General features: G+C 57.3%; 11 protein-coding genes. 3 read left to right on the forward strand and 8 right to left on the reverse strand.

Translation table 11 applies throughout. The annotated features are described in order from the left end of the window. Window positions 1-226: 226 nt before the first annotated feature. Entirely contained in the window at window positions 227-1120 is an 894-nt protein-coding gene (locus LNA76_RS16930; RefSeq protein WP_230019515.1) for a LysR family transcriptional regulator, read from the reverse strand. Window positions 1121-1209: 89 nt separating this feature from the next. On the opposite strand from LNA76_RS16930, the gene LNA76_RS16935 reads away from it, so the two are divergent. Beyond that, complete coding sequence (locus LNA76_RS16935) at window positions 1210-1956, forward strand: sulfite exporter TauE/SafE family protein (RefSeq protein ID WP_230019516.1); 747 nt, start codon at window positions 1210-1212, stop codon at window positions 1954-1956. A 243-nt stretch (window positions 1957-2199) separates the two neighbouring features. Further along, window positions 2200-3207, forward strand: a complete 1008-nt coding sequence (locus LNA76_RS16940) for an AraC family transcriptional regulator (RefSeq protein ID WP_230019517.1) — start codon at window positions 2200-2202, stop codon at window positions 3205-3207. Here the strand turns inward: LNA76_RS16940 and LNA76_RS16945 are convergent. Continuing rightward, on the reverse strand, window positions 3204-3716 hold the full coding sequence (locus LNA76_RS16945; protein WP_026483888.1) for a 2,4'-dihydroxyacetophenone dioxygenase family protein: 513 nt from the start codon (window positions 3714-3716) through the stop codon (window positions 3204-3206). The genes LNA76_RS16940 and LNA76_RS16945 overlap by 4 nt on opposite strands. Before the next feature lie 377 nt (window positions 3717-4093). Here LNA76_RS16945 and LNA76_RS16950 point away from each other — a divergent pair, with 377 nt between their 5' ends. After that, window positions 4094-4906: an alpha/beta fold hydrolase gene (locus tag LNA76_RS16950; protein WP_230019518.1), complete on the forward strand. Its 813-nt coding sequence runs from the start codon at window positions 4094-4096 to the stop codon at window positions 4904-4906. 132 nt (window positions 4907-5038) lie between these two features. On the opposite strand, the gene LNA76_RS16955 is transcribed toward LNA76_RS16950, so the two are convergent. The 6 genes from LNA76_RS16955 to dinB form a co-directional block, all read right to left on the reverse strand. Beyond that, a complete protein-coding gene (locus LNA76_RS16955; protein ID WP_094195198.1) occupies window positions 5039-6229 on the reverse strand; it encodes an acetylornithine transaminase in 1191 nt (396 codons plus the stop codon). A 271-nt stretch (window positions 6230-6500) separates the two neighbouring features. Further along, the gene (locus tag LNA76_RS16960) at window positions 6501-7562 is read right to left on the reverse strand and encodes a serine hydrolase domain-containing protein (protein WP_230019519.1); all 1062 of its coding nucleotides are present in this window, start codon (window positions 7560-7562) and stop codon (window positions 6501-6503) included. After that, window positions 7562-10096 carry a TonB-dependent siderophore receptor gene (locus LNA76_RS16965; RefSeq protein WP_230019520.1) on the reverse strand — a complete coding sequence of 845 codons (2535 nt, stop codon included), beginning with the start codon at window positions 10094-10096 and terminating at the stop codon, window positions 7562-7564. Before LNA76_RS16965 ends, LNA76_RS16960 begins: the two co-directional genes overlap by 1 nt. Before the next feature lie 78 nt (window positions 10097-10174). After that, window positions 10175-11155: a FecR domain-containing protein gene (locus LNA76_RS16970; RefSeq protein ID WP_230019521.1), complete on the reverse strand. Its 981-nt coding sequence runs from the start codon at window positions 11153-11155 to the stop codon at window positions 10175-10177. After that, on the reverse strand, window positions 11152-11703 hold the full coding sequence (locus LNA76_RS16975) for a sigma-70 family RNA polymerase sigma factor (protein WP_326833659.1): 552 nt from the start codon (window positions 11701-11703) through the stop codon (window positions 11152-11154). The genes LNA76_RS16970 and LNA76_RS16975 overlap by 4 nt, the downstream gene beginning before the upstream one ends. A 74-nt stretch (window positions 11704-11777) precedes the next feature. Next, complete coding sequence (dinB, locus tag LNA76_RS16980) at window positions 11778-12983, reverse strand: DNA polymerase IV (protein WP_125277908.1); 1206 nt, start codon at window positions 12981-12983, stop codon at window positions 11778-11780. Between the last annotated feature and the right edge of the window lie 137 nt (window positions 12984-13120).

The raw sequence follows: 13120 nt of genomic DNA on the forward strand, positions 1-13120 counted from the left end.
CGCTCGAGGGTTAAACGAAAGCCAGGAAGATAAGCTCCAGCATTAGAGCAAGTAATCAAACGACAGATTTATACAGCACCAGCGACAAAATAGACGGGCCGCTGAATCCCACAGAAGAATCCCACAAAAAATGCAGAAACCAGCACGAGGCCTACGCCTAACATCGGCCCACTGGCTGCTTGGAAAGCAAGCAGCCAGTGAATAAGCTCCCGCAAAAAGCTTGGACTCAGCAGACCTTCGTCGACCCCAAATGCTGCAACAAACGCTGCATGGGTTTGGAGAGGGCATCCCAATCCTGATAGCACAGGCACAAGGAGCGATTGGCCCAGGCGTCACTCAAAGGCCGCGCTACAAAGCCATAACGGCGCTTGTAGCGGCTGGCCACCCCTTGCGGCACAATCCCCAGGCCCACACCGTGGGCCACCATCTGGCACAGCCCTTCAAAAGTTTTCATGCGGATGCGCTGCGCCAAAGCATGGCCCGCAGCGCGAGCATGTTCATCGATATGGTCTTGCAAGGCATTACCGGGCATCAGGCCCACGAATGGCTCATGCAGAACCTCCTGCAAGCTCAATTTGCTGAGCGCCGCCAAGGGATGAGCCGCCGCCATTATCAGCACCAAATGATCCTTGGCGACCGGCTCCAGCACCAGCTCCGGTGCCTGCACCGCATCCGACACCACACCGGCCTGGGCCAAACCTGCCGCCACCGTACGCACAATGTCTGTGCTGGTGCGCTCTTTCAGTTCGATATGCAGGTTAGGCCGCTGCGCCAACCAGGGCGCCAGACGGGGCGGCAGAAAGTCAGTCAAGGCCGCCGTATTCGCGTACAGGTGCAAGGTCCCCCGCACGCCAAGGGCGAAATCCTGCAATTCGCCCTTTAGCAAATCATGCTGACGCAACATCAAACGGGCATGGTGGGCCAGGGCCTCACCCGCTTCGGTAGTGACGACTCCACGCGGCAGACGCTCCAGAAGGGCAACACCCGCGTCGTCCTCGATACGACGCAAACGCTCGCTGGCCGAAGCCAATGCCAGATTCGCGCGTACCGCCCCCTGTGTGATGCTACCTGCCTCCACAATGCTCAAGAACAAGTGAAGATCTGCCAGACCCAGTCGCATGACCACTCCTGAAAACCCTTCGGATAAACCGAAGGATACCGTCTTAAATCCACATTGTGTACGCCTGCCTGCCACGCTTCAATACAGGCATGCATGAATCTCTCACTTTCTTTCTTCTGATCGGCGCCACCTTCCTGGTAGCAGGCATGGTCAAAGGCATTACCGGCATGGGCCTGCCTACGGTCGCCATGAGCTTGCTGGGTCTGGTGATGTCACCCGCCTCGGCCGCCGCCTTGCTGGTGCTGCCTTCTTTCATCACCAATGTCTGGCAATGCCTTGCCGGGCCGTCCATGCTGGCTTTGCTGCGCAGGCTCTGGCCCATGATGCTGACCATTGTGCTGGGCACGCTCTGGGGCTCGTCGTTGCTGGCCAATACCTCACCGCAGCTATCAGGTATGGCCTTGGGTATCGCGCTACTGGTTTATGCAGGCTATGCGCTTATCGCCCCCACCCTGACGGTGTCACCCCGCTTCGAGCCCTGGCTTGCACCCTTGATTGGCCTGGTGACGGGCATCGTGACCGGCATTACCGGCGTTTTTGTGATGCCTGCCGTACCTTATTTACAGGCCCTGAATCTGAACAAGGATGAGCTGGTACAGGCCTTGGGGCTGTCCTTCACCATCTCCACCCTCGCGCTGGCAGGTGGCCTGTTCATGCACGATGTGTTCAAGCCAAATCAGCTGAGCCTGTCCACCGTGGTGATTGTTCCAGCTTTACTGGGCATGTGGCTGGGGCAAAAAGTTCGCGTGCGCATCAGCCCGCGACGCTTCAAGCAATGTCTGTTGCTGTTCCTGGCGGTATTGGGCTTGCAACTGATTATTCGTCCTTTTATTTAAGGTCAGCTCACGACATTGAAGACCTATGGCTCACTTCTTCAAACCTCAACCACAACGCCAAAAACCAGGTAGCTTCTTTTAAGTCTAAATAAAATAACAACCAGTCTATCCTTCTGTAAATAAAGAATATTCTGAAACCCACAAGCCCCGATCAGGGATAGCCCCCATGCCCGCCCAGCCGCGCAACTTTTACACTAGTCGCTGATCACGCGCATCCTTATGCTCTGGAACAAGGGGTTCCCAATGTCGGCAGAAAATGGCTTGGATCTGTCGGTGTTGTACCGTCATCCAATCTTTCATTCACACAGCGCCGAGCTGTCCCATCAGCCACTGAGCCGGGCCATTTCCCGGCATGCTCTGCATTGGGGTCGCGGGCGCATCAACACCAGCCTGTACCGCCGCGATATTGATCAGATCAGCCTGATGCGGCTGGGCTACGGTGCCGAAGTGGAAATCCAGGCCGATGCCTTCGGCGACTTCTGTCTGGTGCAAATGCCCTTGCAAGGCACGGCCGAATTCATCAGTGATGGTCATCACAAATTAACAGCCTATCCCGGCGATATTGCGGTGGTATCCCCCCGCCATCATGTGCGCACCTTATGGCAAGCCGGTTGCGAGCAGTTAATCGTCAAAATTCCCTACAGCCTGTTTGATGGCGTAGGTCATCAGACGCTGGCGCACGAGGGCATGACTCGGGGCTGTGTCTACAAGTTGGACCCCTGTATGGGCCCGCAATGGGCCAACCTCATCCAGCACCTGCTTCTGCTCCCGGCACAGCACAGCAACCGTTCAGCCTCCTGGACGCAGCATATTGAAAGCAGCCTGGCTTTGTTCCTGCTCTGTCATCCCACCGATAAACAAGCTGTGCAGGCTCTGGTGGATGAGTCCATGGGAGCCGCAGCCCGGGCAGGGCAAATGCGACTGCTCCAGGCCAAAAACTATGTGCTGGCGCATTTGCACAGCAACATCACACTGGATGATCTGGCACAGGCAGCGGGTGTGAGCCCCCGCTTCCTGCATCTGCTGTGCCGCCGTCATCATCAGCAATCCCCCATGAGCTGGGTACGCAATCTGCGTCTGGACGCCGCCCATCAGGTGCTGCAAAGCCGACCCCGCCCCAACGTCACCGAGGTGGCACTGGCGCATGGCTTTGGGCATCTGGGCCGGTTTTCTGCCTACTATCAGCAACGCTTCCAGGAGCTGCCCCATCAAACGGGGCAGACACGGCACACAAGCCTCAAACAGTCTTAGATAAACATGGACTGGTTGATGGGCAGATTGTGCTTCTTACAGTAGCTGGTGTAGTGGTCGATCATCCAGAACACGTCGATGATTTCCAGAATGTTGTCGTTCTCGTCCAGGAACTCAATGGGCGTGCCCAGGTGGAACAGCGTTTCCATGCCTTCATCGGACACCAGCGTGTGAGTGCGGCCGGGGCTTTCGTGGATGTAATGGCCAGCGCGAGCCACCCAGTCGTACTCCTCGTAACGCAGGCTGCCAGACAAGATGTAGCCAGTCACCACAGCGCGATGACGGTGACGACCCAGGGAGCCACCCTTGTCGGCACGCATGATGTGTACCGAGGTGTTGTTGCGAATATCAAAGCTCAGGTGACGCAGCCAGATATTGGGGCCGAAAGGAATCCAGGGGGAGGTTTCTTCAGACGTATCGAAGTGACCTTCAACCAGAGCGTATTCGTCGCGGACCTTGTCGATGCGCTTTTCGATCTCGATGTAGGGTGGGGTGCTGTTTTGGGTCATGACTTGTCTCTCTCATAGAAATAAAACCGCTGCGTGTGTGACACAGTCGGATGCCAATCCCCCGGATTGGCTGGTTTTTATTCTATGAATCAATTTGGCACCGAACTATCCAGCTCTGGCATAACACAGGGGCGGATTATCCAGTTTTGGCACTGCTTTTGTCCTTCACTGCCACCCAGCACAAAAAGTGGCGGCTATCCGAGAACCCGTACTCACATTCAACCCTATTGCTGCACATCGGCCCAGCCAGGCAGGAATATCCCTAACAGAGGCTATCCACCCGTTTGGTATACTATCTACAATTATGGTATATACCTCATGTTTCATCGAAACCAACTGAAAACAGCGAGAAAGGGCTCCTAAACATGCGAAACATAATGAAAAAAATAGATTTTCAGGATTTCAGTCTCGCCTATCTCCACCCCCCCACAAACGGCAGAACCCCTATCATTTGTATACATGGCTCATGGGATGATCACCAAAGCTGGAACGGTGTTGCCAACAAGCTCTCTGACCATACACTTCTGCGCTACGATCGGCGCGGCCACAGCCGAAGCTCCGCTCCCAAAGGCCAGGGTCGCCTGAGCGAAGATGTCGCCGATGTCATCGCTCTTTTGGACCATCTGAACCTGCAAACAGCTCATGTCCTCGGACACTCTTATGGAGCGAATGTCTCCATTGTTCTGGCCAGCCGCCACCCGGAGCGGGTCAGTTCGATGATGTTGCTGGAACCCCCGGTTTTCAGCCTTTTACAAGACGAAAACGAGGCCCTCAGACTGGAAGCAAGCGACTTGATGAAACAAGCCGCCATGATGATAGAACAAGGACAGATCGAAGCAGGTGCAAAACTTTTTATCGAGAAAGTCGCCTTCGGAGACAAGGCCTGGCATGAAGTATTCGACTCGCAGGCCCGCGCCACCATCCTGTCCAATGCACACACGTGGCTCGATCAATTCCGGGACCCGGATCGCTTGGCGGTCAATGTCAGCGCCTTAGCCACGTTTGCCGGCCAGACGACACTATTGACCGGCAGCGCGACCCTACCAACCTACGCAGCGGTCATTCAGAAAATTTCGGAACAGGTGCCACGCGCCACGATTCGCACCGTCACAGGGGCAGGCCACGGCATGCATATTTCCCACCCTGAATTAGTGGCTGCCGCTGTAAAAGCCCATTTAGAAACCGTGTAAATGCACCTTTTCCCCAGGGAATGATGACACCCACCATCCCCTGCTCCACGTTATGGCAGGAACACAGCCCCTATTGTGCAAAGACCAAAAAAATCCGCCCGAAGGCGGATTTCTTTATGGCAGCAACACGACTTAGCCGCGAACCTTGACCAGAATTTCGTCCAGCCAGGCTAGCATCAGGTCGATTTCATCAGCCGTGATGTTCAAGGCTGGCATGAAACGCAGCAGGTTAGGGCGAGGTGAATTCAGCAACATGCCTTCCGGAGCACGGTCGCGGGCCGCAGCCACAATTTCCGGGCCGTCATCCTGATCCAGAATCAGGGCACGCAGCAGGCCTTCACCACGTTCACCATCCATGCCCCACTTGGCGCTGATGGCCAGCAAGCCTTCGGACAGTTGCTTGGCGCGGGCGTTGACCGAATCCAGGAAGCCAGGAGCGGTCAGTTCATCAAACACCGCCACGCCAGCGGCGGTCATCAAGGGATTACCGTTGTAGGTACCGCCCTGATCACCAGGTTGAAAGCAGGAGATTTCCTCGCGTGCGCACAGTGCCGACAAAGGCACGCCACCACCAATACCTTTACCCAAGGTCATGATGTCAGGACGGATGCCCGAGTGTTCGTAAGCAAACATAGTGCCGGTACGGCCCATGCCGGTTTGCACTTCATCCACGATCAGCAGCAGCTTGTGCTCGTCGGCCAGAGCGCGCAGGCCCTTCATGAACTCCACGGTCGCGGGAATAACACCGGCCTCGCCCTGTACGGGTTCAAGCATGATGCCCACGGTTTGATCGTCAATCAGTGCGCGCACGGATTCCAGATCATTCAACTTGGCTTTGGGGAAACCTTCGACCTGAGGCGCAAACATGCGATCCCAGCCGGGTTTGCCGGACAGGGACATGGTGGCCAGGGTACGGCCATGGAAAGAGTGCTCAAAAGAAATGATCTTGTAAGCGTTGTTCTTGTTGATCTGACCCCATTTGCGCGCCAGCTTGATGGCGCCTTCGTTGGCTTCACCACCACTGTTGGCAAAGAACACACGATCAAAGCAGGAGTGTTCCACGATGCGTTTGGCCAACGCGATAGAGGGCTCGTTGTAGAACGCCGGCGAGGGGTTGATCAATTTGGACGCTTGTTCGGTGATCGCCTTGATCACGTTGGCAGGGCTGTGGCCCAGCGCGTTCACGGCCCAGCCCTGGACGGTGTCCAGGTATCGCTTGCCGTTGTGGTCTTGCAGCCAGGAACCTTCTCCTCGCACAAAGACCAACTCCGGACGCTGGGTAATTTCCATTAATGCACGTACACCGGCCCGATCGAATTCCATAACGGCAAACCTTGATGAAAATGAAAGAAAAAAATAAGCCAGCCCGGCGGCTGGACAATTAATTCTAACGCAGCCCACCCCCGGCAGGACGCTTATGCCTGGGACAATGTCCATCTGGACAGCGATTGTCCCTTTTCTGGTACAGCTTGATGCGAAAACAGCGCGGTTCCTGACTTATCAACAGGAGCCGCGCTGTTTTGCTTGAAGCCTGAAGGCTTGTTTTCAGGTGCTACGCTGCCATATCAAACAGGGCCCCGGTCAAGTCGTACCATCAAGGTTGATACACAATGGGCTCCAGTTGCCCGATACCGGTCTGCAGCAGCCGCTCGGCCATGGCACGCACATCCCAGTGAATCGCGTTACACATCACCGCCGCCCCCTGACGCCGCTCCGGTGAGTAGGCCATGAAGCTGTGATAGCCCGCCCAGCCTCCACCATGTCCCCAGGCAGCATAGTCCTCCCCCAGTTGCACCGTTTCCAGCCCGAACTGGTAATTATCTTTGGGTTCGGTAGGGGCCGATTGCGTCAGCAAGCTACGCAGCCCTGTCAGCGGCTGTCCCTGCGGGCTCTGCAAGACCGTGTCTTGCTCCAGATGCTGCAACCAACGCCACATATCTGCTGCGCTGCTGTGCACCTGACCATCCCCCGTCTGCTCCCAGCTTGATTCACTGTTTTGTACTTGCCCATCCTTGACCCGATAGCCACGAGCCAATTGTGGCAACGCAGACGGGTAGCGATCCACAATCGCCGTTTCGTCCATGCCTAGTGGCTCAAAAATATAGCGCTGGGAAAACCGGGGCAGTGGCTGGCCGCTGGCCCGTTCCACCAGTTGGGCCAGCAGAAAATACCCGGTATTGCTGTATTCAAACCGCTCACCCGGCGTAAAGCGCAAAGCGGGATGGGCAGCCAAAACCTCCAGCGTCTCAGACACGGTGACCGTCTCATGCTCTCGGCCTGCCTGGTACAAGGGCTCGATGTAATCCGGCAAACCACCGGTATGACGCAGAACTTGTCGAACAGTGGGTTTGCCCAGTTCACCGGGCAGGTCCGGCCAATACCGGGCCACGGGTTCATCCAAAGCCAATTTTCCATCCCGAACCAGCATCAGGACAGCCAAGGCAGTGAACTGCTTGGACAGGGAGGCCAGATTAAAGCGCGTGTGCTCGTCGATGTACTGACGTTTTTCCAGATCCGCCCACCCCCAGCTTCCTGTGCGTTCCCCTTGCTCCGGATGCAGCAAGGTCCAGGCGCAACCCGGTTTCAGCAGGGGACTGGCTTGTGCGTTGACACTCAAACCCAGGCCCAGCAGGGCTAGCCCTATCAGTCGTCTCATCAGAATCGTCCTGAAAAAGTTAAAGACACCTGTCGACCCAGCCCCCAACCGCAAGTCCACAAGGAACCGCAGCCATTGACGTACTGTTTGTCGGCAATATTGGTCACATTCAAAGAAAGTTCGCTGTTTTTCAGCTCAGGCGAGATCCAGCCCAACTGCGTCGCCATCCGGAAATCCGCCACGGTATGGGCCGGGATGCGCAGGCTGGCGTAGCCACCACCGGCCACATCAATGTCCCCGCCGTGGGACGAGCCCACATGACGGATCCCCAGCCCCATAACCGTGCCAGCCAGCGCTGTGCGCCCGGTAAAGGTGTAATCCACCCACAAGGCGGCTTGATGGCGCGGTGTATACAAGGCCGGTTTGCCCTGTTCTTCAGGGATCTCACTGCTAAGCACTTTGGTATTCAGGTAGGAATAACTGCCTATCACAGACCAGTTAGGCGACAAGCGGCCCGTGAGCGCTAACTCCAGACCGCGCGAACGCAGTTCTCCGGTTTGCACCTGATCCGGGAAGCCGTGAATCGGGTCGTCCGTCAGCCTGTTGGTCTGGCGCAAATCAAACACGGCGGCACTGGCCATCCAGTTCGCGCCCTCGGGCTGATACTTGACGCCGACTTCGGTCTGCTTGCCTTTCATGGGCCGGAAGGCCACACCGTCTGCCGTCACACCGGCAACAGGCTCAAACGAGGTGGCATAGCTGATATACGGTGCCCAACCCGAATCGAAACGATATAAGGCACCCAGGCGACCCGTGGTGGCCTTGTCGCTCTGGCCCAAATCATCCTCTCCGGACCGGCGGCGGCTGGTGCCACTGACGGAGGACCGATCATGACGCAAGCCAGCCACCAGACGCCAATTCCCCCATGAAACCTGGTCTTGCAGATACACGCCGGTCTGATGACGCCGGTTACTGACTTCACTCAAGGTGGTAAAAGGCCCGATCATTGCGCCATACTGCGGGTCATACAAATCCAGCACACCGCCGCTGCCTTCCGGGCCTACCGAGGCGGTCTGACGACGGGCATCAAAAGTGCCCCGGTAATAGTCCAGACCCAGCAACACCGTATGCTCGGCCTCCCCCAGGTTCCAACGCCATTCGGACTGCGTGTCCACACCCAAGGAGCGGGATGTTCCTGTCCCCCGGTTGGCGTAGCGTTCCAGCGTGCGCCAATCCCAACCGCCTAGACTGGGATCGTCGAAGGAATACATATCGCTGGTCACCGATTCCATCACCGACTTGATGCGTTGCACGCGCAAGTTCTGGCGCAGTGTCCAGTTGTCGTTGATGTCGTAGACCGCCGCCCAGCCGACCATATCCTGATCGCGGTCATAGCGATCAAAATGTGGCTCGCCGATAAAGCGTGACAGAGGGATTTTGCCGTTGGGGCTACCAAACAAGGTGCCGTAGGCGGGCAACCACATATAGTCACTGCCGCCACGGTCGCGTTGCACCGAACCCATCAGGACGATTTCACCGTTCTCGCCCAGCGGCAAGGTGACGGAAGGGGCCAACAACAGGCGTTTACGCTTGACGTGATCAGTACGGCTTTCGGTATCGGAACTTAGTGCCAGCACGCGCCAGGCACTGACGCCATCCTGACCCAATGCGCCGCCCAGATCCACGCTGCCCCGTAGCTGACGCGGCGCCCCCAAGGTCAGTTCAATATTGCGTTGGTCCACTTGAGTAGGGCGCTTACTGACCATATTGACCATACCGCCCGGCACCACCTGACCATACACCACCGAGGCCGGCCCCTTCAGGACTTCAATGCGCTCCAGCATGAAAGGATCAACCTGCGGCAAGGTCCAGTTATTGCCCGCACCGCTGCCGCCGGCCAGCTTCACGCCGTCCAGCCACGCCACGGAATCTGCATTGAAGCCACGCAAGGACATAGTGTCAAAACGTGAATCCACCCCATCAAATTCCACCGCCACGCCCGGCACGTAACGCAAGGCTTCGCCCACCGTGCGAGTGGCCAGAGACTCGATCTGTTGCTGCGTCACGACGGCGATCGAGGCCGGCGTGTCCATGATGTCCGCATCGCTCTTGGTCGCCGTTGCGCTGCGCCTTGCCAGCAGGCCATTCGCGGGCCCGGTTGCGCTTTCGCGTTGAGCCTGCACACGTACCGCTTCCAGCTCCTGGTGACTGCGTGTGCTCAAGCCAGGCGCAGCGCGCAAACGATAACCGCGACCATCCGCCACGGCCTCCAGACCGCTACCTTGCAAAATCTGCCGTAAACCTTGTTCCGGTGTGTAAGCGCCCCTCAAGCCCATGCTGGTCTTGCCGGCAGTCAAAGACGCATCAATAGCCAGTAAAAATCCGCCACGCGCCGCAAACTGATTCAAGACCTGATCCAGAGTGCCTGCGGCAATGTCATAGCTTATTTGCTGACTACTCATGCTTTGAGCCTGAACGCTGGACAACGACAAGGCTCCCACCAGGCTTGCCGCCAGCAAGCACGGCCCCAGGGCCGAACGGGCAATAGTGAAACGTCTGGGCCGGACCGCAGAACGCATGGATTTAATCAACATGGCTTCTCTCTTCAGGAATAAGCAGCCCAGAACAAAAACCGGGCCTTTGCATATATCCCGAACGAGAATCAAAAAGTGCTACGCCGACGCCGATACCGTGACCCAATACGGCGTCATCATCCGTACCTGCACGGGCAGAGCCTGCGACACCGATTGCAAAATCGCGTCCGTATCCTGCAAGGGGTAGACGCCCGAAATCATCAGCCCAGCCACCGCCGGATCACAGCGCAAGACTCCAGCCCGATAGCGGGCGACTTCTGCCAGAAAATCACCCAAGCGCCAGCGCTCTGCAACCAGCAAACCACGCTGCCAGGCGCTGGCCTGCTCATTGGCTGGTTCTGGGGTATAGCTTTGCTGCTTGCTGAACAGGACCTGCTGTCCGGCCTGCAAGCGTGTGCGCTGACCGGCATGGCGGGGGCGCAGTTCTACCGCCCCCTCATAAACCTGGACCGAGACACGCGCCTTAGAAGGCCAATGTCGCACCAGGAAACGGGTACCCAGCGCCTGAACTTCCCCTTCGGGGGTCTGCACCACAAAAGGCCGATGCCGGATTTGCGGGTCGGATGCCGTACTGATCAAAACCTCGCCACCCAGCAAGACGACACTGCGTTGCGTTTCGCTGTATTGCACGTTCAAGGAACTGGCCGTATTCAGGGCCAGCGCGGTGCCATCGGGCAAAGTCAGCTCTTTACGCTGGCCTGATGCAGTGCGGTAGTCTGCATTCCAGGCCGCCCATTGGGGGGTGCGACTCACGCCATAACTGCCCAGCCCGCCACACACCAACAACAGGAAGCTACGCAAAATGGCACGACGACGCTGTACAGCCTGGGCGGACAAACCAGCCTGCAAGACCTGCGACGCCACCTCCTGCGGCGCAAGCTGCATTTGCTGACCAAACTGCTGGATACGGGCCCAGGCCTGCTCATGCAAGGGGTCGGCCGCCAGCCAGATCTGAAAGTCCTGCTGCTCGTGCTCTTGCACTTCACCAGACCAAAAGACGACTTGCCATTCCAGGGCCTGGGCATCAACAAGACTCATGGCGGGACGGGGTGTGCTCACGGCAGGGCGCTCGCGTCCAGATCAGCCATCACAGCAAAACAGGCTTGAGTGGCCTGCAGCATGTATTTGCGTACTGTCGCCACAGCAATGCCCTGACGCTGAGCAATGGCCGAGTAAGTCAGGCCCTCGTAGCGCGACAATAAAAATACTTGCTGGACGCGACCGGGCAGCCCGTCCAAAGCAGCGCAAATACGCAGCAGCACTTCCAGGGTCAGGGCACGTTCTTCAGGAGAGATCGCCGTCGGTTCCGGCATATGCGCCAAGGCATCCAGATACGCCTGCTCAATTTGCTGACGGCGGTAGCGATCAATGACCAGCCCCTTGGCGATCTGCATCAAGTGAGGGCGGGCCTGCTCCGGACCGGGGATGCGGCCCGAGCTCATGACACGCACATAAGCGTCATGCACCAGATCGGCCGCATGGTGAGAACAGCCCAAACGTCGCCGTAACCAATCGTGCAGCCAGCCACGGTGCTGGCAATACAACACATGTATATGTTGCTGCATCTGAGCGACGGTCATCACTTCGGTGGCGGGGCGCTCGTTCACGGGCGACTATCCTGAGATTCAAATAAGAATGAGTCTCATTATATGGATGTGCGGCTGGTCTGCCTAGTTTTGAATCAGAACAAGCCGTCCAGGTCCAACTGGCGAGGCTGCTCCTGTGGCATTTCACTGATCGGCAGCAAGGCGCTGGCTTTCACCCCCAGCAAGCGCAAACGTCTGTCCAACACGGCACGTTTCAGATTCTGGCGGGCAGCGGCCAAGATGGCATCGGCCGACAGCACCGGCGCAGACAGGGACAAGTCACGCGTCACTGTTTTAAAGTCCTCGAACTTCAGCTTGATGCCGATGGTTTGGGCACACATGGCGGATTTGCGTAAATCCTGCTCCAGCTTTTCGCACAGGGACTCCAGTACGGCAGACAGACGGGACCGATCCATGCGCACGTGCAGATCACGCTCGAAGGTGGTTTCACGACTGATCGACTTGGGCGTGCGATCAGTGGACAAGGGGCGCTCGTCCTGGCCTTGAGCTACGGCCATCAGCCATTGCGCGTAGCGCAAGCCAAACTGTTCCTGCAATTTTTCTGCCGGCGTGGCGGCCAGTTCACCAATCTGCCGTATGCCCATTTCCGTCAGTTTCACGACCGACTTGGGACCAATACCATTGATCTTGCCCACGGCCAGCGGCCAGATGCGGGTGGGGACATCGTCCATGGTCAGCACACAGGCCCCATTGGGCTTGTTCAATTCCGAAGCAATCTTGGAGAGCAGCTTATTGGGCGTGATGCCTACCGAACAGGTCAGGCCCGTGGCCTGGTTCACCGCCTGGCGGATCTGCTCGGCCAATTCGTGGCTGTCTTCGGTTTTATGACTCAGGTCTACATAGATCTCGTCGATACCCCGATCCTCGATATGCTCCGAAACCGTCGCCACAGCCTGTTTAAACAAGCGCGAATAATGGCGGTAGGCTTGAAAATCGGCAGGTAGCAAGATGGCATCAGGGGCTAGTTGGGCCGCCTTCATTAAACCCATGGCCGAGAACACACCCAACTGGCGGGCTTCATAAGTCGACGTCGTAGCGACCCCGCGCCCAACATAATCCGCCAGACGGGCATGTTGCCAACTGCCATCGGGCAATTGACGCGGCGTATCCGCACTGCGCCCGCCAATCACCACGGGGCTGCCACGCAAATGCGGGTAGCGCAGCAGCTCTACCGAGGCATAAAACGCATCCATATCCACATGAGCGATACGCCGCTCCAGGGGTTTTTCTTCTTGTGCCGCCACCTTGATCAGCCTGTTAACTGTATATATGTACACCATTATAGCGATAAGTCTGCTCCGCGCTGATCCGGCCTGAATAAGCGTAGAGATGATATAAATCACTAATACTCATTAAGCTGACGGCAGGCTGAAACTACATATTGAATCGGCAACAAGCGCCCGGTTACTATGCAGCC

Origin of the sequence: Alcaligenes sp. MMA (assembly GCF_020907215.1) — a bacterium.
Lineage (GTDB): Bacteria > Pseudomonadota > Gammaproteobacteria > Burkholderiales > Burkholderiaceae_B > Alcaligenes > Alcaligenes aquatilis.

Excerpts from the sequence above, each read along its gene's own strand:
- dinB (WP_125277908.1), bottom strand. The coding sequence starts at position 12,983 with ATGGTGTACATATATACAGTTAACAGGCTGATCAAGGTGGCGGCACAA.
- LNA76_RS16960 (WP_230019519.1), bottom strand. The coding sequence starts at position 7,562 with ATGAGACGACTGATAGGGCTAGCCCTGCTGGGCCTGGGTTTGAGTGTC.
- LNA76_RS16930 (WP_230019515.1), bottom strand. The coding sequence starts at position 1,120 with ATGCGACTGGGTCTGGCAGATCTTCACTTGTTCTTGAGCATTGTGGAG.
- LNA76_RS16940 (WP_230019517.1), top strand. The coding sequence starts at position 2,200 with ATGTCGGCAGAAAATGGCTTGGATCTGTCGGTGTTGTACCGTCATCCA.
- LNA76_RS16955 (WP_094195198.1), bottom strand. The coding sequence starts at position 6,229 with ATGGAATTCGATCGGGCCGGTGTACGTGCATTAATGGAAATTACCCAG.
- LNA76_RS16945 (WP_026483888.1), bottom strand. The coding sequence starts at position 3,716 with ATGACCCAAAACAGCACCCCACCCTACATCGAGATCGAAAAGCGCATC.
- LNA76_RS16935 (WP_230019516.1), top strand. The coding sequence starts at position 1,210 with ATGCATGAATCTCTCACTTTCTTTCTTCTGATCGGCGCCACCTTCCTG.
- LNA76_RS16950 (WP_230019518.1), top strand. The coding sequence starts at position 4,094 with ATGAAAAAAATAGATTTTCAGGATTTCAGTCTCGCCTATCTCCACCCC.
- LNA76_RS16965 (WP_230019520.1), bottom strand. The coding sequence starts at position 10,096 with ATGTTGATTAAATCCATGCGTTCTGCGGTCCGGCCCAGACGTTTCACT.